This is a genomic window from candidate division WOR-3 bacterium, from assembly GCA_016934535.1.
Lineage (GTDB): Bacteria > SDB-A > SDB-A > SDB-A > SDB-A > JAFGIG01.
Window position 1 is genome coordinate 87,079 of record JAFGSQ010000056.1, and the last position, 20,523, is coordinate 107,601.

Here is a 20,523-nt window from a genome sequence, read left to right on the forward strand (position 1 = left end):
TTCACTTCTCCATTCGCGCGGCGGATACGATTGCGGCCAGAGCTATTGAATAATATTTTGTTTCGTCGCTGTCCGATCTGGAAACCAGAACTCCGGGAGCCGATGCGCCGACGATTATAGCCGCCACCTGGCCTTTGGCAAGATGTATAAGTCCTTTGTAAAAAGCGTTTGCACCTTCTATTGCAGGAAATATTAAAACGTCGGCTTCGCCGTTGACCGGTGAATTGATTTTTTTACTCTGGAGGCAATGTGTGTTAACCGATATGTCGAGGGCGAGCGGGCCGTCGACTATGCAGTTTTTTATCTGACCCCTTTCCGCCATTTTTGTCAAAAGAGCCGCGTCAACCGAAGACTGTATTTTTTGTTCCACTTTTTCCGAAGCGGAAAGAACTGCGACTTTGGGCATTTTGACACCCAGGAAATTGGCAATCTCGACGCAGTATTCTATCATCAAAGCTTTTTGACTGAGGTCAGGCTGGGGAAGAATGGCGACGTCCGAAAGAATCAAGAATTTAGGGTAAGTTTCGACTTTTGCTATTGTGACGTGCGTCAGCGTTGATTTCGGAGGCATAAGGCCTTTATCTTTATCGAGAATAGCCCGCGCGTAATCAGACGTCGAAATCATTCCTTTCATTATTATGTCCGCTTTTTTTTCTCTGACGATTTCTACGGCTTTTCGACCCGCCAGTTTTTTGTCGGTTTCTTCGACGTACTCGAATACTTTTGGATCAATACCGACTTTCTTGGCAAGTTCCTGCGTAGCTTTACTGTCTCCGACCATGATAGCGTGTATGAATCCTTCGTTTGCCGCCCTTGCAATAGCTTCGATAGTGTCGGGATCGTCTCCGCAGGCGACCGCGACTGTCTGTTTGCGGCATGATTTTGCTTTATTTACCAGTTCTTCGAATGTTCGTATAACTTCCATTCTGCCTCCTATTTTTTCTGTGCCAACTCGTGAATGAGTTTGGTCATTATGATGGACCTTTGTATTTGGTTCGTACCTTCGTATATTTGAGTAATTTTTGCGTCTCTCATCATCTTTTCCACGGGATAGTCCTTCATGTATCCGTAACCACCGAGGATCTGAACGGCGTCAGTCGTCACTTTCATTGCGACGTCGCTTGCAAATACTTTTGTCATGGCTGAAAACTTGCCGATGTCCTTCGCCCCGGAGTCTATGTATTTGGCGACGGTGTAATTGAAACTTCTCGCGGCCTGAATGGAAGTTTCCATGTCGGCTAACATAAAACCTATTCCCTGAAAATTGATTATTGCCTGGTCGAACTGGATTCTTTTCGAAGCGTAATCTGCGGCCGCTTCAAAAGCTCCCTGAGCTATTCCGATGGCTTGGGAGGCGACACCCGGTCTTGAGTGATCGAAAGTATCCATCGCTATCCTAAAACCTCTTCCTTCGCCTCCGATGAGGTTTTCTTTAGGTATTTCACAATCGTCGAAGACGAGTTCCGTGGTTATTGAAGCTCTAATTCCCAGTTTTTTTTCTTTTTTTCCGAACGAAAAACCAGCGGCTCCTTTTTCGACTATTACGGCGGAGAGTCCTCTTATCCCTTTACCGGGATTGGTCGTAACGAAGACGACGTAAATGTCAGCTTCGCTGCCTGAGGTTATGAACTGTTTGGTGCCGTTCAAAATATACCGGTTCCCCTTTAAAACGGCTTTTGTTTTAATGTTTGCCGAATCCGAACCGGCTTCAGCTTCTGTTATAGCGAATGCGGCTAATTTTTCACCGCTTGCGATTTGAGGAAGGTACTTTTTTTTCTGCTGTTCATTCGCATGAAGAAGAAGAGGCATGGATCCAAGTCCGCTCGCGGCATAGCAAATCGCTATCCCGCCGCATATACGCGAAAGCTCCTCGGTCACTATCGAAAGTTCGGAAGCTCCACCGCCGAGTCCGTCGTAAGATTCAGGGATAAAGACCCTGAACAAATCGGCTCGGGCCAATTCGGCGAGTATTTCTCTCGGAAAAGTTTCGTTTTCGTCGAATTCCGCGCGAATTGGAAGGATTTTTTCCTCGGCGATTTTCCTCGTCAGGTATTTTATTTCATTTTGCTCCTCGGTGTAAAAAAAATCTGTCGGCGAATTCATTCACTCCTCCTTTTCCGAATCGAGAATCCTTTTGAAAATCAAATCAACATTTTCTATAAATTTATCTTCGTCGGCTGTACGTCGAATCTCCTCAATTGTGAAAAATCCGGAAAAAGCTTTGTCCTTTTCCAGAATTTCAGATAACGAAATTCCATTCTCCTGCGCTTTCAGCGCAGCAGATTGAATTATCCTGTAAGCCTCGTCCCTGTTTACCCCTTTTTCGCATAGTTTTAAAAGAAACGCTCCGGATAAATACCTCTGCCCGGACTTTTCCTTGTTCTGTTTCATTCTGCCTGCGTCCGTTGAGAGGTTCTCAATAATATACTCCATTTTTCTGAGCATATAAAGCAATATACTCGTCGCTTGCGGTAAAACAATTCTTTCCACCGACGAATGGCTTATGTCTCTTTCATCCCACAAAGACACGTTTTCCAGAGACGCGGAAGTATAACCCCTGAAAAGCCTTGCGAGTCCGCAAATTCTTTCGCAAATAACCGGATTCTTTTTATGAGGCATCGCTGAGGATCCTTTCTGGCCGACAGAGAAAGGTTCTCCGAGTTCGGCTGTTTCCGTTCTCTGCAAAAGCCTTATCTGCAGAGCCGTCCTTTCAAGAGCGGCTGCCAAATGAGCGAGAGCCATGACAAAATAAAGATGGCGGTCTCTCGGAACAACCTGTGTGGCGACCGGTTCTGTTTTAAGTCCGAGGATGTCGAGAGTCCTTTCCTCAAGGGAAGGATCGAGATTTCCGTAAATACCTACAGGCCCTGATATTTTGCCGTACCTGACGTTTTCAGTTGCTTCTTTCAGTATTTTGAGGGATCGTTTGAAATTTTCCCTGTGTGACAGAAGCTTCACTCCGAGCGTGACAGGTTCGGCGTGAACACCGTGGGTTCTTCCCATCATAACCAGATGTTTTGTCTCCAGAGCCTTTATTTTCGTTTTTTCTATGAGAGATTCGAGGGATTTCAGGATTATGTTTCCCGCTTCGATTAAAATTAAAGCCTGAGCCGTGTCGAGAACGTCGGAAGAAGTCATGCCGAAGTGTATGTGCCTGGAAGGTTCTCCGACTTTTTCGGATACGGAGCTGAGGAAAGCAATGACGTCGTGCTGAACTTCATTTTCAATTTCTCTTATTCTGTTCAGATCGAAACCGGCCTTTTCCTCTATCACGTTGAATTCTTCTTTAGGAATCAATCCTTTTTCCATTCTCGCTCTGCAGGCGGCTATTTCGACTTTCAGCCATGTCCTGAATTTGTTGTCTTCCGACCAGAGTTCTTTCATCTCCGGGAGCGTGTATCTGTCCAAAAGGCTCATGTCTGTCCTCTCTTTACGTTCCGGTAAACAGGTTTGTGAAGCTTTCCGCGTAAAAATTCCTATCCTCATCCGAGTATATGACTCTGTAAAGATAAAGTCCATCTGCCGGGGCTGTGAATCCTCCGTATTTTCTACTTCTCAATGACAATGAGAGAGCCGTTTGAGAAGTCGCTGTTTTTCCTCTTCCGATATCGTACAGCATTCCTACCAGGGATCTCAGCATTTTGTGAAGGAACCTGTCTGCGGCAAAAAAAAATAAAAGTCCGTTTCGGATTTCGTGTATCTCTGCTTTCCTGAGGTCGACAAAAGTGTTGCTTTTGAGGCTTTTGGCGATGCAAAAAGACGAAAAGTCATGTTTCCCGGTTATACCGCTTAATGCCTCTTTCATGTTTTCAACGCAGAGTCTTTTTTTCAGCTGCCATACAAGACCTCTTGTGAAAGGATTTCCGTTTGAATATTCTATCCTGTAAACATATTGTCTTTCTTTCGCGCTTTTTGTCGAATGAAAAGACGGATTTTCTGTAAAGAGTTCAAGAACTGTCATATCCTGCGGCAATTTTGAATTGACAGCTCTCAGAAGATCCGTATCACCGAGGCTCGTAGAGGAGTCAAAGTGAGCGGTTTGTCCGATAGCGTGAACGCCTGTGTCCGTTCTGCCGGCTCCTGTAACGCGTGATTTCTCGTCAGTAATTGTCAGAACGGCTTTTTCCAATTCGCCTTGCACTGTTCGGAGACCGCTTTGGAACTGCCAGCCGTAGAATTGCCTGCCGACGTAAGATGTTTTTATCCGTATTCTTCTCAAAACAGGAATCTCCAAGACGAAAAGAGAATTATGAACGAATACAACAGAGTGTCACCCAAACGGAACAGAACGGTTTTGCCGGGAAAGTTCAAATCGTCGGTGTCACGGAATCCTCTCGAACTGAGAGACAGAAACAAGTCACGCTTCCGGTGTTCTATTTTCAGAACGCTCCAGTTTGCGAGCATCGGGAAAAGAGTCATACTACCAGGTATTTTTTGCCCGTTGATTTTTACAGTCAAGACAGCTCCCTTCAATTCTGATCTGATAAAAGGAGCGAAACTCGACGAGATTTCACAAATCATGTAGAGGCTCTTCATTATTGCAGATTTGCCCGTAAATGGGAGAGACAACAAATCGTCTACAGAAAATATTCCCGCGAAAAAGAAAGAAAAGTAAAGCATTGAAATCAGCTTCCAAACTTCCGGTTTTGCGGGGAAACCCATATTATGGAGGACAATAAAAACCAGCGTTCCGAAAAGAGGGTGCAAAGCCTTTTTTATGGAGCCTGAAAGTGAAAGGAATATAGCGACGGAAGAAAAAATTAAAGCAGAAAAAAGCAAAGAAGGAGAACAAAGTAATAAGAATGAAGAAAAAAAAACGAAAATGATTTTTGACATAGATGAAAAAGGCAAACTTAAACCGCTTTTTGGTAATGTCTTTCAAGGCAGGCTTGAATGAATCCTTTAAATAGTGGAGAGGGGTCTATAAGACTCGACTTGAATTCCGGATGAGCTTGGGTGGCTATGAAGAATGGATGGTTTTTCAGTTCAATGAATTCCATGAGAGGCTCTTCGTTCTCATGACGAAGATGAAATCCCGAGAAAACAATGCCGGCTTTTTCGAACCTGGATATGTAATCCGGATTGACTTCATATCTGTGTCTGTGCCTTTCTATGATTTCAGTGAATTTGTCTTGTTTGGGAACCGCTCCCAGTCTGAAGCTTTCCGATCCCTTAAAAAGCGTTTCTATTATCAGCGCGTCCTTTTTTACTCTTTCTGTTTCAAGGTAAAGCGATTCGACTTTAGTGCCTTTTTTTATGTTGGCGAGATAAGCACCGAGTCTCATGGTCGCTCCGTATCTGGAATGCTGCATTGCCTCTTCCTGAGAAGGCAGAAGAGTGATGACGGGATGAGGTGTGCCGGGTTCGTTTTCCGTCGAATCGGCGTTATCAAGATTCAAAATGTTTCTGGCGGTTTCAACCAGAGCGAGCTGCATTCCGAGGCAAAGGCCGAGATAAGGAATGCCGCATGTCCTGGCAACATTTATTGCATTGATTTTTCCTTCGACTCCGAGTTTACCGAATCCTCCCGGAACTATTATTCCGTCGAGATTTTCCAGAACTGATCTGCATTCGCTTCCCGATTCGACAGATCCGGCGTTGATCCAGCATATTTTCACCCTGCAATCGAGATTCGCTCCGGCGTGTTCGAGAGCGTGTTTGACAGAAATGTAAGCGTCTTCGAGCTGATAATTTCCCGTTTCGATATATTTGCCTATCATCCCCATAGATATTTCCTTAGACGGATTGGTTATGCGTGAAACGAGTTTTTGCCATTCTGCCCAGTTTCCTTCTTTAATCGGCTTGAGATTGAGGGTCATCAGAATTTTTTTTCCGAGGCTTTCCCTTTCGAAATTCAACGGCACTGAATATACAGAAGAAATATCCGGTGCAGAAATGACCATGTCAGCCGGGATGTTCGCATAAATCTCAATCTTCTTTTTTCTGACCTGATCGGTCTCGGTCTTGGCTCTGCAGAGAATAATGTCGGGAAAAATGCCGTGTTGAGAGAGAAGTTTGATAGCCTGCTGAGTAGGTTTGGTTTTCATTTCTCCAATGTTTCCGGGGATCGGCAGGTAGGTCAGGAGCACGTAAGAAAAACTGCCTGCTCCCAGTTTCCTTTCCAGGCTTTTTAATGCGAACAAAAAAGGTATGTTTTCATAGTCTCCTATCGTTCCGCCGATTTCTATTACCGCTATGTCGTGATCTTTTGTAGATTCTTCAATCCTGTGTATTATCTCATCCGGGATGTGAGGAATGAATTGGACGGTTTCGCCTAAAAATTTGCCGCTTCTTTCTTTTTCAATGACAGACCAGTACACCTGGCCGGTTGTTATGTTATTTTTTTTCGGAATTTGTTCGCCGATAAATCTTTCATAGTTACCAAGATCCTGGTCTATCTCGCCGCCGTCATCTGTCACCCAGACTTCGCCGTGTTCAGTGGGTCTAAGAGTGCCGGCGTCGAAATTTATGTAGGGATCGATCTTAACGGCGGTAGTCCTGTATCCATACTCTATGAGGATTTTTGCTATGGAAGCGGATGCGATGCCTTTGCCGACTCCGCTTATGACGCCTCCAACGACAACGACGTATTTATTTGCCATTAAAATTTTCTCCCTTTATTAGATTACTGGCTTTTATGAAGTCCTCTTCAGTATCTATACCGAAAGAAGGTTTTTCCGCAGCCACAAGTTTTATTTTCGCGCCCATTTCGAGCGTTCTCAGCTGTTCCAGTTTCTCGATATCTTCGAGGACTCCTGTCGGAGTGTCGGAGAATCTGAGTAAAAATTCTTTTTTATAAACGTAAAGTCCGAGGTGGCGGAGATAATTGACAGGTTTCCCGTCTCTCGAAAACGGTATTTTAGCTCTTGAAAAATACAGGGCGTAATTTTTTTTGTCTGCGACTATTTTGACAGTCGAGGGAGAAGAGGGATTGTCGTTTTCAGAAAAAGGAACAAATAAAGTGGAAACGTCGGCCCCGGGGTCTTCCTTAAGAGCGCTCACGGCTTTGTCAATATCCCTGAAATCTAGAAACGGTTCGTCTCCCTGAATGTTCGCCACTATTTCAGCAGAAGGGTAATTACGGGCCACCCATGCAACTCTGTCTGATCCACTCGGCAGTTCCGGAGTTAATATGCACTCGACGTTTTTCAGGGACGAAGCTTTTTCAATTATTTTCTCGGAATCTGCAGCTATAATGATTTTGTCAATAGTTTCGCTTTTGAGTGCATTTTCAGCCGCCCAAAAGAAAAGAGGCTTCCCGCCGAGCTCCAAAAGAGGCTTGAAGGGAAGCCTTGTAGAGCCAATCCTCAAGGGTATGACGCCGAGGATCATGCTTTCTCTCACTAAACCCTCAAAGCATCAGGATTCTGTGTCTTTACTCTGAGAATCTGACGGAGCCGCTTCTTTTTCTGATAAAAGTATTCTGCGGCCGTCGGAGGACATCTCTATGATCTTGAGGTCCAGATTGTCTCCAATTTTGTAAACATCGGAGGGTTTCTTTATGTTGTCGTTGACGAGATGAGAAAAAGGAACGAAACCTCTCGCGTTGTCCTCAATTTTAACAACGATGCCTCTGTCCTTGAGTTCGACAATGCTGCCAATTATGTTGTCTCCGGGTTGATGGGAAGAGATGAATTTCTGAACCGGGTCTTCTTCGAGTTGTTTTATACCGAGAGAAATTTTCTTCGATTCCTTGTCTATCTTGAGGACTTTGCACTGAACGGATTTTCCTTCTTTTAATATTTGCCTGGGAGTCTCTATTCTTTCCACCCAGGACATGTCGGACACGTGAATTAATCCGTCTATGCCTTCTTCAAGCTGAACGAAGGCGCCGAAGTTGGTAATAGTTCGGATTTTGCCTTCGACGATTGAACCGACCGGATATTTTTCCTCTATGGTTTCCCACGGGTCAGGATGCACCTGTTTGAGACCGAGAGATATTCTCTGCTTGTCGGCGTCTATATTGAGGACGATAGCTTCTACGGCCTGATCGACGTCTAAAATGTCGGAAGGCTTTTTGATGTGTTTAGTCCACGACATCTCGGAAATGTGAATGAGACCTTCGACCCCTTTCTCAATTTCGACAAAAGCACCGTAGTCTGTCATCGAGACTACTTTTCCGTTGACCTTTGTTCCTTCGGGATACTTTTCTGTTATGTTTTTCCACGGGTCGGGGACGAGTTGTTTCATACCGAGAGAAACTCTGTTTTTTTCTTTCTCAATACCGATTACCATGACTTGAACTGTGTCTCCAATGGAAAGCACTTCGCTGGGATGCTGAATCCTGCCCCAGGAAATATCGGTGATGTGAAGAAGGCCGTCAATTCCTCCGAGGTCTATGAAGGCTCCGAAGGGAGTAATATTCTTGACTTTGCCTTCGAGAACCGAGTTCACGTCGAGATCGTGAAACAGTTGTTTCTTCTTTTGTTCTCTGTCTTCTTCGAGTATCTGTCTTCTAGACACGACTATGTTTCTTCTTTTCCAGTTCAATTTGATTATCCTGAAAAGGAATTTTTTGGCGACTAGTGAGTCCATGTCTTTGCAGGGTCTGAGATCTATCTGGCTTCCGGGCAGAAAAGCTTCCACTCCGAAAACAGAGACAATCATTCCGCCTTTGACCCTTCTTGTTACAGTCCCTTCGACCGGTGACTTGTCGTCGTAAGCAGCTTTAATGTCGTCCCAGACTTTAATAAAATCGGCTTTCTGTTTGGACACAACTGCGAAGCCTTCTTCTCCTTCGAGTTCTTCAAGAAAAACCTCGATCGTATCGCCGACTTTCAGCGCAAAATCTTCAGGGAATTCAGATGCCGAGAGAACTCCCTCGCTTTTCTGACAAATGTCGAGAACGATGTCTTTGGGCCCTATCCTGACGACAGTTCCTTTGACTATTTTTCCTTCTTCGAGAGTGGGAGAATATTTATCGATGAGAACCGAAAGCTCGTCATCGGTTATGTCCCAGATTTCAAAATTCTTCTGTTTTTCGCTTTCCACAACGTTCTGATTGTCCAATATTTCCTCCACGAGACATACGGTTAGATTGTTAGAAACATTTTCTCTGTCACTGCATTTATCAGCGGTTGTTAAAGGCAAAATTCTTCGACAGCTCTTTTTACATCTTCAATCACCGAGAGAGGGGTAGAAGCCCCCCCGGTTATTCCAACGCATCCGGCTTCGTCGAAAAATTCACGACGTATCTCTTCGGGGCTTTCTATTTGAAAAGCCTTGTAGCCTTTTTCAAGCAGGAAATTCGTAAGCTCTCTCGTGTTAGAGCTGTTTTTTCCGCCCACCACTATATTTACGTCTGTTTTTTCAGCTACGCTCAGCGACTCTGTTCTTCTGATATATGTCGCGTTGCATATTGTATTGTAGACTAAAATCTCCTTATAAAGCAAGACAATTTCACCGGTGATTTTTTTGAATTCGTTTCCGGAAAAAGTCGTCTGAACTATTATTACAGTTTTGACGTCCGGTTTGAAGTTTAAATTTTTTACTTCGTCGAAAGAGCCGATCACGATAGCGTTGTAAAGACTGTGAGAAAGCAAGGCTTTGACTTCGGGGTGCTCTTTTTTTCCAATGATTATAAGCTGGTTTTCCTTTTTAGAATTCTGATCTGCGATTATCTGGGCTTTTTTTACGAAAGGACATGTTGTGTCTACTATGCTGAAGTGAAGTCTTTTCGCCTTTTCAATGACTTCGAGCGGAACTCCGTGACTTCTAAGAATAAGCTTTCCCGGCTCGACGGCTTCGAGATCCTTTTCGTCGATGGTTACGGCCCCTTTTTCCTCGAGCATTTTCACGGTCTGCGGATTGTGGATAATTTCTCCGAGTATGTAGATTTTTTCGTTTGCTTCAGAAGAATCGAGCACTTCTTCCGCCATTTTCACCGCTCTTTTGACGCCGAAGCAGAAACCTGCATTTTCAGCTATTATTACCTGCATAATTCTTTCATCTGTTTCTTCCAGATTGCCGCCATTGTGTCTGCTGTTCTGGACGCCGGCATTGTTCCTGAAAAAGGATGTATCGGTTTTCCGAACTTTACATCTACGCGCATTTTGCCTTTCAACAAGTCTTCTTTCAATGGATTCTTGTATTTTATAAAACAAGGAACCAGCGGAACTTTAGTTTTTATAGAAAGAAAAGCCGCTCCCGATTTGATTTCTTCCAACTGATTGTCGATTTTCCTTGTGCCTTCAGGAAAAACCATCAGAACGTACCCTTTGTTCAGGACGGAAAGCGCTTTTTTAATTGCCGATAAGTCTTTACCAGTTCTGTCGATTTTGATCGAATTGTATAAAGTCAAAACCGCGCTGTAAAGAGGATGAACCAAAAAAAGTTCTTTTTTAGCGAGAAAATAACACATTCTCGGATATATGCTGAATGCGGCCACCGGAGGATCGAAATTATTTTGATGATTCGGCGCAAGTATGAATGCTCTATCCAAAGGGAGGTTTTCCGAACCTTGTATTCTCAAGCCGAGAACATGTCTGAAAAAGAAGCTTGCTACAAAATGTGAAAAAGACCAAAGAGCAGAAGGTCGGGGAATCAGAGTCCTATGTCGGCTGTTATCTTTTCTACGACTTGGCATATTGTCAGTTCGGTTGTGTCTATTATAGTTGACCCTTCAGGGACTTTCAGGGGGGAGATGCTTCTTTCAGAATCGTATTTGTCCCTGGCCGAGAGTTTTTCTCCGACCTCTCTGCAGTCCATTTCAACACCCATGACGAGAAGGTCTTTTTTTCTTCTTTTTGCTCTTTGATTCAAAGAAGCCGTCATAAAAAACTTGTGTTCGGCCTCCGGGAAAACAACCGAACCCATGTCTCTGCCTTCGCAGACAATTCCTTTTTCATGAAAAATACTTCGCTGAAGTTCGACCATTTTTTTTCTGACTTCAGGAATCGCGCTGACCGGGCTCACAGCTTCGCTGACGTCGGGTCGTCTAATTCTGTTTTCGACGTCTTTCCCGTTGAGAAAAATCCTGCCGTTTTCGTATTTGACTTCAATATCGTCCAAAACGGAAGAAATTTTTGTTTCGTTGTTCACGTCTATGCCGTTTTCGATGAGAAAAAGCGTAACGGCTCTGTACATTGCGCCGGTGTCGAGGTACAAAAATCCCAGTTTTTCGGCGATGATTTTAGCCACAGTGCTTTTACCTGCGGCGGCAGGTCCGTCTATTGTTATCAAAATCATGTTCAGGCAGTTTATTGATTCGAAATCGGCGTGTCAATTCAATTATTAAGGATGATACAATGATGGTTCAGATTTCTTTCGTCAGTTTGAGATAATCTTTGTAAGGGATGGCGGTCCAGCTCTGGGATTCAAAAGCGCCGTTAAGCAGGCTTATCATGGATACTTTGGCGGCTGTATTTTCGTCGGGAGCTTCGTATATGTCCATGAAATCGAATTCACCAAGCAAAGCGTAATGAGAGACAAATTTTACTTCCGGACATTTATCTTTAACCTGTTCGAGCCAGTCTCTGCCGGCCGAAGATCTGTTTTTCACTTGTTTGGAGACTTCGGGGGAGAGTTTTGTCATCAGAATGAAAGTCATAACACCTCCTTTGAAAATAACAACTTGAATGATATTATATCACAAAATCAAACGGGAAGAACGAATCATGAAAATAACGCGTTTTATAGTGGGCCAGATTGAAACCAACTGTTATTTTGCGACTTCAATGGATGAACTTCTGATTGTCGATCCCGGTGGCTTTTCCGAGAAAATGTCCGATTTCAGGAAGAATTTTATATGCAAGTATATTTTTCTCACGCACAATCATTACGATCACACTGCCGGCGTGTTGAAGATGAAAAGTCTTTTTCCGGAAGCCGAAATTACGATACACGAAAATGACGCCGCGGGTCTCAACGACCCTTTTTACAACGGCTCACTTCTTTTCGGTGCGCATCCAAAAAAAATAATTCCCGACTTCGTCTTGAAAGGAAATGAAAAACTTACACTGGCCGGGCGTGAGATTTCTCTTTTGCACACTCCCGGTCACACGGAAGGTTCGGTTTCTTTGTTTACGGAAAACGTTCTTTTCTCGGGCGACACTCTCTTCAAAAACGGCGTCGGAAGGTGCGACATGCCGTCGGGCGATTGCATCAAACTCGTAAAATCGCTCAAGTCATATTACGGGCTGAGAACCAATTACAGAATTTTGCCGGGTCACGGAGAGGAAACGGATCTCGAAAGCGAAAGAGATTTCGTTTTTTCTCTCTGAAAATTTTATTTCATTCCGAAAGGTTGCCCGTCACATTTTCAACTTCCGTGAGAATTTCGCAGGATTTGACAAGTTCTTTCATTTTGTTGTGATCGCTGTAAAGAGGTCTGTCGATGTCGAGAAAATCCACGTGTTTCCTTATCGTCTTTTTCGCGGTTAAAGTCCCATTGCCTGTTTTGTATTCCCTGAAATCCAGTGCCTGCGCCGCCGCCATTAATTCTATGCCGAGTATCCCGTAGGCGTTGTCGAGTATTTGAAAATTTTTCAGGGCTGTGTTCATGCCCATGGAAACAAAATCTTCCTGATCCGCAGCCGCAGGTATTGACTGAATGCAGGCAGGAGAAGACAGGATTTTCTGTTCGACTATCAGGGAGTCGGCGGTGTACTGACTGAGCATCAAGCCGGAAAACATGCCGGCGCCTTTCGACAGAAAAGCGGGAAGCCCGACGTTAAGAGCCGGATTGTTCAGGCGATTCATCCTTCTCTCGGACAAAACGCAGACCATCGTTATCACGGTGCCTGCAAGTTCCATCGGAACGGAAACGGGGCTGCCTTGAAAATTCGCTCCTGAAAGCTGGGTGTTTTCTTCCGGGAAAAATATCGGATTGTCGCCTACTCCGTTGAGTTCAATCTCAACCTGGCTTTTCGCGTACGCTATCGCGTCGTGAGCGGCTCCGATGACCTGCGGTGTCGAGCGCATTGAATAGGCATCCTGAACTTTGCATTTTATCCTTTTTTCAAACACGTCGCCGTCGGTCATAAGTTTTCTAAGAGCTTTTGCGCTTCTGATTGAGCCCTTGAATCCTCTTGCCATGTGTATCCTTTCGTCGTAGGGAGAGGGATTGGCTCTTAAAGCCTCCAACGACATTGCCGCGGCAATTTCGGCTTGTTTTAAAAATCTGTCGGCGTCATAAAGAAAAATGGCGCTCATGGCGGTTATGAAATTAGAGCCATTTATTGTCGCCAGGCCGTCTCTCGCCATGAGACCGGGAACTATGATGTCTGCTCTTTCCATAGCTTCTCGACCCTCAAGTAATTCACCTTTGTAGCAGGCTTTCCCTTCGCCCATCAGCAGTAGGGCTATCTGGGACATGGGGGCGAGATCACCGCAGGCGCCGACCGAACCCTTTTGGCATACTTGAGGAGTGACGCCTTTGTTAAGCATTTCGACGATGGTTTTTGTGATTTCGGGTCTGCAACCGGAATTGCCGTTGGCGTGCACGTTGACTCTGCCGAGCATGGCACCTCTGACGTATTCTTCCGGCATGGGTTCGCCAATTCCGGCCGAATGGTTGTAAATCAGGTATTTCTGAAAATCCTTGATTTGACGCTCATCGAGGACAATTTCAGAAAACTCGCCTATACCCGTGTTAATTCCGTACATTGTTTCACCCGCAGAGATTTTATTTTCGAGCATATGCCTGCATTTTTCGATTTTCTCAAGGCTTGAGGGGTGGACAGAAACTGTGCCGCCATTTCTCGCCACGTCAACCAAAGTTTCAACCGTCAGGTTTTTGCCGTTCAATTCGTGATGCACTGACTTCTCCTTCAGTGTGAAGAATTTAAAATTAATGGAATCCCGGAGGATGAGGGATTTGTCGGTATGACGTAAAAAACCGAATTACCAGATTCTCCGAGCAATTTTATTGCCTCGACAGCGTTCCACTGTATGTACCTGTCCGTGAGATTTGATGAAATTATCAACTGCGCAGAAGCTATTCCACCGGCTTCGACCACTCTCTTGATCGAATCCTGTCTTGCAATGGCAATTTCGTATTCTCTTCTTTGAAGTTGCTGTTCGGCAGAAAGCTTTTCCTGAATCGCGAGATCGACGCTCGTGGGAGGCGTGATGTTTCTTAAAAGGACATTGTCTACTTTGATACCTTTGGGATTCAGATACAAAGAAAGGTCTCTCAAAAGCTGAAGACGTATGTCGTCCCTTTGCTTGAAACACTCGTCAAGTTTGTACGTGCTGAAAACGTCTCTGAGTATTGCTCTCGACGCAGGTCTTACTAAAAGATCGCGAAGCTGATCGGTGTTTGTCGCTACCCTCGAGTAAATAGATGCTGCGGAATCGGGATTGACCGACCACCATATTGTTATATCGACAGTCACTTCGGAGTTGTCGAGAGTTCTCGCCGTTATCGGGTCGGGATTATAACGTATTCCTTCGCCGGGGGCGATGCTCATAGTGTATTCCTGAAGGCGTATAGAGTATGTCACTATCTTGGCAAAAGGATTTTTAACGTGAAGGCCTTCGGTCATGGGTTTTGCAAGAACCTTGCCGAAAAGAACCTGAAGCCCGATTTCACCCGCGTCAATAACAGTGAGAGTCTGCGCGAAAAAAGAAAGCACCAGAAAAACTATAAAAACGGCTATTCCAGGCCCTTTTTTCTTGAGGGCGATGAGTGAAATACCTCCGGACACCGCGAAAATAAAGAAAAGAAACGATAGAAAAGTCATTTTTGCCTCCCTTGTTCATATTTTCCTTGATTTTATGACGAAATTTCTATAAACCTTCTTTTTAACTTATAAGCATAAAAATATACAGCATATCCCGTTTGCCGTCAGCAGAGGAATGCAAAATGTTTTTTTGAAATCAAGGGAGGCTCTATTGAAGAAAGAGGAAACCATCAAGGCGAGAGTACTCATGGATTTTCTCAGAAAGAACCTTAAAGGGATCGGCATCAATGAGATCATGTCTGAACTGGAGATAAGCGGAATAACCGGAGAAGAATTGGAAGAGGAAATACTAAGCTTGATACCGCGTTTTCGTCAGAGCGGGAAAGGCGAAATTTTCAGCGACGAAAGGCTCCTTTCTCTCATAGACAATCTCACTGAAGAAGGAATGATGCATTTTCTGCAAATTTGGGACAGCGGAATGCTCGACGAGAAGGACATAAATTTCTTTCTCGAAATGATTGAAAACAGATCGGAAGAAAAAATGAACGTCAAAACTGTTGAAATAATTATCAACTGTCTTTTGATTAACAAGGGGTGACATGGCTAAAAATCTTCTCATTGTCGAATCACCGACCAAGGCGAAAACGATAACCAAAATTGTGGGAAAGGATTTTTCAGTTCTTTCTACGTTCGGACACATAAAAGACATGCCCGTCTCAAGACTCGGTGTCGACGTTGAAGACAACTTCAAAACGATCTTCGTACTCAATAAAACAAAACTCAAGCAGATAGTCAAAATCAAGGAATCGGCAAAAAAAGCCGATACAGTTTACATAGCGACGGATCCCGACAGAGAAGGAGAGGCCATCGCTCAACACATAAGCGAAGAGCTTCCGTCAGGAAAATCGGTCAAGAGGCTTCTTTTTTACGAAATGACTCCCAAAGCGATAAACGAAGCCATAAAAACCCCGGGTGAAATAGATTGTCTTAAAGTGGACTCGCAAAACGCAAGGAGAATATTAGACAGGCTGGTCGGATACAAAGTGAGCCCGCTTCTTTGGAAACGGATAAAAAGCGGCTTGTCCGCAGGCAGAGTCCAGACGGTAGCACTCAAGCTGATTTGCGAAAGAGAGAACGAAAGGAGAAAGTTTGTCTCCCAGGAATACTGGGACGTAATGTTTGTCCTGGAAAAGGACGGAAAGCTTGTCACCGCAGCTCTCTCGAAAAAAGCCGGAAGAAAAATAAAGATAGAAAGCGGGAAAGAGGCGGAAAAACTAACTGAGCAGGTTAAAAATAACACTGTTAAAGTCCTGGATATGACTTTTCAGGAAAGGAAGAAAAAGCCCAAACCTCCGTACACTACGAGCACGCTTCAGCAGGACGCAGTCACGAGGCTCGGTTACAGCGCCAGCAGAACCATGATGGTGGCTCAGAAGTTGTTCGAAGGCGTCGATATTGAAAACGAAACTGTCGGATTGATAACCTACATGAGAACGGATTCAGTGAGAGTTTCCCCCGAAGCCGTCAGCCAAGCGAGGAAATTCATGTCTGAAAGCGGATTGAAGCGCCTTTTGCCTGAAAAACCCAACAAATACGCTGACTCCAAGAAAAATGTCCAGAGCGCGCATGAAGCTGTAAGACCGACGGATTTATTTAAAACACCGGATAGCCTGAAGGGAAAAATCGAAAAAGACATGCTCAATCTGTATTCGATGATATGGAAAAGGTTTATCGCTTCCCAATGCAGAGACGCTGTTGAGAAGATATCGACTCTGACATTTTCTGCCGGTACCGATTTGGAGTTGAGGGCTTCAAGAACCGAAACGGTTTTCGACGGATTCAAGCACTTTTTCGACGGCAACGGAGAAGAGAATGAAACAGAAAAGCTTCCTGATCTCAAAAAAGGAGACGAAATGAAAGTCGTCTCAGAAAAAGCGGAACAGCATTTCACTCAACCTCCTGCGAGATTCACGGAGGCGTCTTTGATAAAAGAACTCGACGCACTTGGCATAGGAAGGCCGAGTACTTACGCACCGATCATTTCAATAATTGTTGAACGCGGATACGTGCTGAAGTCCAACAGAAGCCTTTCTCCGACCAAACTCGGAGAAGTTGTGCTTAAGTATCTCGTAGAATCTTTTCCTGAAGTATTCAACGAAAAATTCACCGCTCTGATGGAGGAAAGGCTTGACGAGATAGAGCAGGGTAAATCGAAAAAAGAGACCGTACTCGTGGAGTTTTACAAACCCTTCGGAGCGAGAATGGAACAGGTAAAAAATTCAAAGATCACAATAGAAATTCCTGAAAACGAAAAAATATGTCCGGTATGCGGCAAACAAATGGCGTTAAAGAACAGCAGGTACGGGTCTTTCCTCGGGTGTACCGATTACCCGAAATGCAAAGGTAAAAAGGACATTTTTTCCGAAAACGACAATGAAACCGAAACTGAAATTGCGTGCCCGAAATGCGGACAGAAAATGATTTCGATGAACGGGAGATACGGAAAGTACCTGAGATGCAGGAATTACCCCCAATGCCCCACGACTACTCCTTATTATATTGGAGTTGATTGCCCTCACGATAAATGCCGGGGTAAGATAGCAGAGAAGAAAAGTGCAAAAGGAAGAAATTACTGGACCTGCGACGAATGTAAGGCCGTATTCTGGACTAAACCAATCTCAAGGAAATGTCCGAACTGTAAAAGTAACGCCATGCTTGAAAAAAAGACAAAAAAAGGAACGATACTCACATGCCCGCTTTGCAATGCAGTGGTCGCGCCGGAAGAATACATGGGAGAGATGTCTGAATGAACTGGAGGAAATATCCATCCGTTATCGAACTGCACACGAAAATCTGGCTCGACAATCTTTCCGTCGAAAACGGATACAAAGTAAATTTTGACAATTTTCCCGAAAAAGAGTTGGAAAAAATCAGAGAAAGCCACTTTGACGGTTTGTGGCTTATGGGCATTTGGAAGAGAAGTACAGAGGCAAAAAAAATGGCTCTGAACTGTAAAAATTTAATTTCGGCCGGAAAAAAACTGCTTGAGTCATTTGATCCCGAAAAAGATTTGGACGCTTCAGCGTATTCGATTTGTGACTATGTCATTGATGAACGATTCGGAAGCACGGAAGGTTTTCTGAATTTCAGAAATAATATCGAACCAAAGAAAATAATTCTCGATTTTGTTCCTAATCACACTTCCCGGGACTGTGTTTGGCTGAGGGAAAAGCCTGAGATTTATATGGCTGCAGATGAATCACTTCTGATGGAGAACGCGGCTTTTATGATAGACGGAAGAGCCGTAGCGATGGGCAAAGACCCAAACTTTCCGGCTTGGAACGACACTGCTCAACTCGATTACTCGAAAAGTGTTACGAGAGAGACTATGATCGGAACCCTGAAGAACATCTCAGGTCTTTGCGACGGTCTGAGATGCGACATGGCGATGCTTGTCACTAACGATGTTTTTTCAAAAACATGGAAAAAGAAGATCGAGATTTCCGAGGAATTCTGGAGCAAGGCAATAAACGAAATCAAAAAAATTAAAAATGATTTTCTTTTTATAGCCGAAGTTTACTGGGGGATGGAATGGGACCTTCAGCAACAGGGTTTTGATTATACATACGATAAAACACTTTACGACAGGCTCAGATACGGAGAAAACTCTTCTGTTTACGGACATCTGCACGCGGAAAAGATTTATTATGAAAAACTTGTCAGATTTCTTGAAAATCACGACGAGGATCGATCTGCGGCTTTGTTTGAAAACAGAAGGCTCTATGCTGCGGCGATTTTGACTTTTCTTCTTCCGGGCATGAGGCTTTTTTTTGACGGACAGTTTCAGGGGAGAAAGATAAAGTCTCCAATTCAATTCACAAGATGGCCAGAAGAAACAATTGATACGGCAGTATCGGATTTTTACAAAAATTTATTGTCCCTTCTTTCAGACGACACTCTTCATTCGGGAAAATGGACGCTTCTTAACGCTTTTCTGCCGGATGAACCCGAATTTTCCGGAGTATTTTCTTTCATGTGGTCTCTTAAAGAGTGCGATGTAATTGCCGTTGTAAACAACACCCCCTTTCATAAAAATGGATTCTCGAAGATTGAAAGGATTTATTCGTCGGGTAATACAATAACTTTCAAAGATGTTTTTACTGACAAAGTGTGGGACAGAGAAAAAGAGAGCATCCTTTCTTCGGGGCTTTATTTTGATCTGGAACCCTACGAATACAAGATTTACCGGATCAGCTGAAAAGAGGTGAAGCAGTGAAAAAAAATGAAAATAAAAAAGTTAAAAAGAAGATTTCTCCGCAAATAAAAAATAAATCAGTTTCTGCAAAACCAAAAACGGTAAAAAGTGAACCGGTTTTGAACGACAGAAAAATTCCCCCTAAAAAGGAAAGCGGAGTATCAGTTTTTAAAGACAGTATCCTGTATGCTTCCGGAGATTTGAATATTTCTTCGGTTAAAAACAACGAATTTTTTCTCGCCGCGCGCGCTAACGTCAAAATCACGGGAAAAAAAACATCTGTCGAAATAAAGGGCATAGTTAAAATAACACTGCCGCAAGGTGAGAATTTGGCTGAAAACGTTTTTTTCAACTGGCTGGACAGAGAAATCCAAAGAGACCACATATTCGAAGACAGAGAGAAGAAATGGCTGGGAAAATGGATAAAATCAATAGAGTCGTTCAATAACCTCGATGATAAAAATATAAAAAAAATTCCGATTGACTGGGATTTCATAGCAAAGAAAAACGGATTCAGTGCTGAAACAACAGATTTTCTCAAATCGGTGCATTCGGCAGGCTGGGCAAAATCATACGAAAATCCGATTTCAATAAATTCAGTGAAAAGCAAAAAAGGCAAATACAAACCGGGTCATTACAAAACCGTCATTCAAAAAAACCCGCTCCCCATAATAGTCCCATTTTACAGATTTCTCGATGGAGAAGGAAAAAGGATATTCGACAACGAATGCATAAGGGATCTGATTGTTGCTGAAAACTAAACCGGCTTTTCTTGTTTTATACATATTCGCTTTATCAGGCTGTTCTGTTCCGGGTCCAGTCGACCTCGGCATTGACAACGGAGAAGAAATTCCACTCTGCTTGGATGTCTGCTCAGACACTTTGAGAGTAATAATCATGAACAATTCGAGCCTTTTTCAAGCAGTCGCTTCGTCATTTTACGATCAAAACTCGAGAGAAATAGATTCTTTTCTGAGCTTGACCGGAAGAATATATATTGTTGAGAAGGCCAACAGTTTTTTTGCACCTCCCGAAAGTTCGGCTACTTATATTCTATACTCTCTTGCCGACGAAGAAGATTCATCGCAAGCTGGAGAATGCATAGATTTTTTTTGTGAAATTTTTTTGAGAAAATATTTGTTGAACATAAATGCAAGCAGGTGCGTTTATTTTTCTCCCGGCAGAATTTTTTTCAGACCGGCACTTTCTTTTTCTTCTATGAGTAGCCTGCCTTATTTTATTCACGCAGCATGCAGGTCGATCGAAAGGGAGAGAGGGAGTGTCTGGCCGAGACACAGAAAAGAATGGGACGAAAACATTCTCTTTATGTCGCGCATAAATAAAATTTCTGTCGCCTCCTCGCGTTCCGAAGAAAGCATGCCTCAGTACATGAATGTAGTGAGTTATCCTTCTTTTGCTGGAGAAAGTCTCGCTTCTTCAATACCTTCTGTCAGGCTCAGAGAAGACAGGATTATTGTCGTCCTTGGAAAGGACGCCGGAAAAGCCCTGGGTTTCAGATAAAACTTGACACGAAGAAAGCCTTTGATAAAATCAATTTTAAACGCGGGAGTAGCTCAGTTGGTAGAGCGCCACCTTGCCAAGGTGGATGTCGCGGGTTCGAATCCCGTCTCCCGCTTTTATTTC

Annotated in this window: 20 protein-coding genes and 1 tRNA gene; 7 read left to right on the top strand and 14 right to left on the bottom strand. The window is 43.8% G+C overall.

Going from position 1 to position 20,523, the window contains the following annotated elements; translation table 11 throughout:
- Position 1: 1 nt before the first annotated feature.
- The 12 genes from JXL83_08500 to JXL83_08555 all read right to left on the bottom strand — a co-directional run bounded on the left by JXL83_08500 (position 2) and on the right by JXL83_08555 (position 11,548).
- Positions 2-925 (bottom strand): phosphate butyryltransferase, encoded by a 924-nt coding sequence (locus tag JXL83_08500; protein MBN2364157.1) that lies wholly within the window; start codon positions 923-925, stop codon positions 2-4.
- Positions 926-933: 8 nt separating this feature from the next.
- A complete protein-coding gene (locus tag JXL83_08505; protein ID MBN2364158.1) occupies positions 934-2,103 on the bottom strand; it encodes an acyl-CoA dehydrogenase family protein in 1,170 nt (389 codons plus the stop codon).
- Complete coding sequence (locus tag JXL83_08510) at positions 2,104-3,417, bottom strand: adenylosuccinate lyase (protein ID MBN2364159.1); 1,314 nt, start codon at positions 3,415-3,417, stop codon at positions 2,104-2,106.
- Between the two features lie 13 nt (positions 3,418-3,430).
- Entirely contained in the window at positions 3,431-4,219 is a 789-nt protein-coding gene (gene truA, locus JXL83_08515; GenBank protein ID MBN2364160.1) for a tRNA pseudouridine(38-40) synthase TruA, read from the bottom strand.
- Positions 4,216-4,836, bottom strand: coding sequence for a hypothetical protein (locus JXL83_08520; protein MBN2364161.1), 621 nt, complete (start codon positions 4,834-4,836; stop codon positions 4,216-4,218). The genes truA and JXL83_08520 overlap by 4 nt, the downstream gene beginning before the upstream one ends.
- 17 nt (positions 4,837-4,853) lie before the next feature.
- Complete coding sequence (locus JXL83_08525; GenBank protein MBN2364162.1) at positions 4,854-6,602, bottom strand: CTP synthase; 1,749 nt, start codon at positions 6,600-6,602, stop codon at positions 4,854-4,856.
- Positions 6,592-7,344 carry a 3-deoxy-manno-octulosonate cytidylyltransferase gene (gene kdsB, locus JXL83_08530; GenBank protein ID MBN2364163.1) on the bottom strand — a complete coding sequence of 251 codons (753 nt, stop codon included), beginning with the start codon at positions 7,342-7,344 and terminating at the stop codon, positions 6,592-6,594. Before kdsB ends, JXL83_08525 begins: the two co-directional genes overlap by 11 nt.
- Before the next feature lie 15 nt (positions 7,345-7,359).
- Positions 7,360-9,090, bottom strand: a complete 1,731-nt coding sequence (locus JXL83_08535) for a 30S ribosomal protein S1 (GenBank protein MBN2364164.1) — start codon at positions 9,088-9,090, stop codon at positions 7,360-7,362.
- Complete coding sequence (locus JXL83_08540) at positions 9,081-9,938, bottom strand: 4-hydroxy-3-methylbut-2-enyl diphosphate reductase (protein ID MBN2364165.1); 858 nt, start codon at positions 9,936-9,938, stop codon at positions 9,081-9,083. Before JXL83_08540 ends, JXL83_08535 begins: the two co-directional genes overlap by 10 nt.
- A complete protein-coding gene (locus JXL83_08545) occupies positions 9,929-10,441 on the bottom strand; it encodes a 1-acyl-sn-glycerol-3-phosphate acyltransferase (GenBank protein ID MBN2364166.1) in 513 nt (170 codons plus the stop codon). Before JXL83_08545 ends, JXL83_08540 begins: the two co-directional genes overlap by 10 nt.
- Before the next feature lie 101 nt (positions 10,442-10,542).
- The gene (locus JXL83_08550; protein MBN2364167.1) at positions 10,543-11,187 is read right to left on the bottom strand and encodes a (d)CMP kinase; all 645 of its coding nucleotides are present in this window, start codon (positions 11,185-11,187) and stop codon (positions 10,543-10,545) included.
- Positions 11,188-11,254: 67 nt separating this feature from the next.
- Complete coding sequence (locus tag JXL83_08555) at positions 11,255-11,548, bottom strand: GYD domain-containing protein (protein MBN2364168.1); 294 nt, start codon at positions 11,546-11,548, stop codon at positions 11,255-11,257.
- Between the two features lie 67 nt (positions 11,549-11,615).
- Between JXL83_08555 and JXL83_08560 the strand changes: the two genes are divergently transcribed.
- Positions 11,616-12,221 (top strand): MBL fold metallo-hydrolase, encoded by a 606-nt coding sequence (locus JXL83_08560; protein ID MBN2364169.1) that lies wholly within the window; start codon positions 11,616-11,618, stop codon positions 12,219-12,221.
- Between the two features lie 10 nt (positions 12,222-12,231).
- Here JXL83_08560 and JXL83_08565 read toward each other — a convergent pair whose 3' ends face one another.
- Positions 12,232-13,758 (bottom strand): aromatic amino acid lyase, encoded by a 1,527-nt coding sequence (locus JXL83_08565; protein ID MBN2364170.1) that lies wholly within the window; start codon positions 13,756-13,758, stop codon positions 12,232-12,234.
- 11 nt (positions 13,759-13,769) lie between these two features.
- Positions 13,770-14,684: a prohibitin family protein gene (locus JXL83_08570; protein MBN2364171.1), complete on the bottom strand. Its 915-nt coding sequence runs from the start codon at positions 14,682-14,684 to the stop codon at positions 13,770-13,772.
- A 151-nt stretch (positions 14,685-14,835) separates the two neighbouring features.
- Between JXL83_08570 and JXL83_08575 the strand changes: the two genes are divergently transcribed.
- The 6 genes from JXL83_08575 to JXL83_08600 all read left to right on the top strand — a co-directional run bounded on the left by JXL83_08575 (position 14,836) and on the right by JXL83_08600 (position 20,515).
- Entirely contained in the window at positions 14,836-15,222 is a 387-nt protein-coding gene (locus tag JXL83_08575) for a hypothetical protein (protein MBN2364172.1), read from the top strand.
- A gap of 1 nt (position 15,223) precedes the next feature.
- Positions 15,224-17,434, top strand: a complete 2,211-nt coding sequence (gene topA, locus JXL83_08580) for a type I DNA topoisomerase (GenBank protein MBN2364173.1) — start codon at positions 15,224-15,226, stop codon at positions 17,432-17,434.
- Positions 17,431-18,882 carry a hypothetical protein gene (locus JXL83_08585; GenBank protein ID MBN2364174.1) on the top strand — a complete coding sequence of 484 codons (1,452 nt, stop codon included), beginning with the start codon at positions 17,431-17,433 and terminating at the stop codon, positions 18,880-18,882. Before topA ends, JXL83_08585 begins: the two co-directional genes overlap by 4 nt.
- 14 nt (positions 18,883-18,896) lie before the next feature.
- Positions 18,897-19,640: a hypothetical protein gene (locus tag JXL83_08590; protein MBN2364175.1), complete on the top strand. Its 744-nt coding sequence runs from the start codon at positions 18,897-18,899 to the stop codon at positions 19,638-19,640.
- Complete coding sequence (locus tag JXL83_08595; protein MBN2364176.1) at positions 19,627-20,400, top strand: hypothetical protein; 774 nt, start codon at positions 19,627-19,629, stop codon at positions 20,398-20,400. The genes JXL83_08590 and JXL83_08595 overlap by 14 nt, the downstream gene beginning before the upstream one ends.
- A 42-nt stretch (positions 20,401-20,442) precedes the next feature.
- A tRNA-Gly gene (locus JXL83_08600) sits at positions 20,443-20,515 on the top strand.
- Positions 20,516-20,523: the final 8 nt, after the last annotated feature.

Coding starts and splice junctions, on each gene's coding strand:
- JXL83_08500 (MBN2364157.1), bottom strand. CDS start 925: ATGGAAGTTATACGAACATTCGAAGAACTGGTAAATAAAGCAAAATCA.
- JXL83_08505 (MBN2364158.1), bottom strand. CDS start 2,103: ATGAATTCGCCGACAGATTTTTTTTACACCGAGGAGCAAAATGAAATA.
- JXL83_08510 (MBN2364159.1), bottom strand. CDS start 3,417: ATGAGCCTTTTGGACAGATACACGCTCCCGGAGATGAAAGAACTCTGG.
- JXL83_08520 (MBN2364161.1), bottom strand. CDS start 4,836: ATGTCAAAAATCATTTTCGTTTTTTTTTCTTCATTCTTATTACTTTGT.
- JXL83_08525 (MBN2364162.1), bottom strand. CDS start 6,602: ATGGCAAATAAATACGTCGTTGTCGTTGGAGGCGTCATAAGCGGAGTC.
- JXL83_08540 (MBN2364165.1), bottom strand. CDS start 9,938: ATGCAGGTAATAATAGCTGAAAATGCAGGTTTCTGCTTCGGCGTCAAA.
- JXL83_08550 (MBN2364167.1), bottom strand. CDS start 11,187: ATGATTTTGATAACAATAGACGGACCTGCCGCCGCAGGTAAAAGCACT.
- JXL83_08555 (MBN2364168.1), bottom strand. CDS start 11,548: ATGACTTTCATTCTGATGACAAAACTCTCCCCCGAAGTCTCCAAACAA.
- JXL83_08560 (MBN2364169.1), top strand. CDS start 11,616: ATGAAAATAACGCGTTTTATAGTGGGCCAGATTGAAACCAACTGTTAT.
- JXL83_08570 (MBN2364171.1), bottom strand. CDS start 14,684: ATGACTTTTCTATCGTTTCTTTTCTTTATTTTCGCGGTGTCCGGAGGT.
- topA (MBN2364173.1), top strand. CDS start 15,224: ATGGCTAAAAATCTTCTCATTGTCGAATCACCGACCAAGGCGAAAACG.
- JXL83_08585 (MBN2364174.1), top strand. CDS start 17,431: ATGAACTGGAGGAAATATCCATCCGTTATCGAACTGCACACGAAAATC.